This window comes from Buttiauxella noackiae ATCC 51607 (genome assembly GCF_001654865.1).
GTDB lineage: Bacteria > Pseudomonadota > Gammaproteobacteria > Enterobacterales > Enterobacteriaceae > Buttiauxella > Buttiauxella noackiae.
The window spans coordinates 1-1,355 of record NZ_LXEO01000080.1 but is presented as its reverse complement, the minus strand read 5'-3'; the positions used below and the strand labels follow the sequence as shown (position 1 = coordinate 1,355).

Genomic DNA, 1,355 nt, shown 5'->3' with positions numbered 1-1,355 from the left:
GGGTGGCTAATGAGATGGTCCCCACCACCCTGTGAGCGGTACGCTGGCAGGGTGTTTTTCTTTCTGGAGAAGGCCATCATGCAAAACGTTACGCTTATTGGTATCGATCTCGGCAAACATTCCTTCCACGTTCACTGCCAGGATAAATCAGGCAAAGCATTACTGCGAAAAAAATTTACCCGCACCAAACTTATTGAATTTCTGGCTGGGTGTACATCCGCTACCGTTGTGATGGAAGCCTGCGCCGGCGCCCATTTTATGGCTCGCCGGATCGCTGATTTAGGCCATGAAGCAAAATTGATTTCTCCGCAGTTCGTTCGCCCTTTTGTTAAGAGCAACAAGAACGATTTTGTCGATGCAGAAGCCATATGCGAGGCGGCATCCCGTCCCTCCATGCGATTTGTGCAACCACGAACCGAAGCTCAACAGGCCATGCGGGCACTTCACAGGGTCAGGGAATCGCTGGTCAGAGATAAAGTCAAAACGACTAATCAGATGCATGCTTTTTTGCTGGAATTTGGCATCAGTATGCCGATCGGAGCCGCAGTGATAAAACGGCTCTCAACAGTCCTTGCAGATAACGAACTTCCTCCCTATCTGGCACAGCTGCTGATGCGCTTACATGCTCATTATCTTTATCTTGTCGAACAGATCACGGAGCTTGAAACAGCGCTGGAACAAGAGCTGAGTCGTGATGAAACAGGACAACGTCTTCAGACAATACCCGGTGTTGGGCCGATAACTGCCAGCGTTTTATCATCGCAACTGGGCGACGGTAAACAATATGGCTGTAGCCGGGATTTTGCGGCCTCAACCGGCCTTGTACCACGGCAGTACAGCACGGGCGGCAAAAATACGCTTTTAGGGATAAGTAAACGGGGAGACAAAAATCTGCGACGGTTACTTGTCCAGTGCGCCAGAGTCTTTATCCAGAAAATTGATTATCAGTCAGGCAAGCTGGCTGACTGGGTCAGGGCACAACTGGCAAGAAAACACTCCTGCGTAGTGTGTTGTGCTCTGGCCAACAAGCTGGCCCGGATAGCATGGGCAATCACAACCCGGCAGACCGTGTTCGAAAGGTAACGATGACGCCAGTCTGACTGGCAGGTTAATCGTTAATTAAGCAGTTCCCAATCTGGTTTTGCGAAGACTGATTATTGATGACATGAACGGCCTATCGGCCTGATGAAAACCTAACATAAAAAATGGCTCTCTGAAGCCGCGTGGCTTTTTAGGCTTATCAGGTGCGGAACTCATCAAGGCGCGGGCATCGATGCCCATAGTGACGCCGGATAGATTTAGGCAAGCCACCATAAGTCAAAAATCAGTGTTGCAAAAACGGTGGGGACCATAGA

The 1,355-nt window shown here is 50.0% G+C and carries 1 protein-coding gene; it reads left to right on the top strand.

Annotated features, from left to right (window positions below; genetic code table 11):
- Positions 1–78 precede the first annotated feature (78 nt).
- Entirely contained in the window at positions 79–1,083 is a 1,005-nt protein-coding gene (locus M979_RS22185; protein WP_034455038.1) for an IS110 family RNA-guided transposase, read from the top strand.
- Positions 1,084–1,355 lie beyond the last annotated feature (272 nt).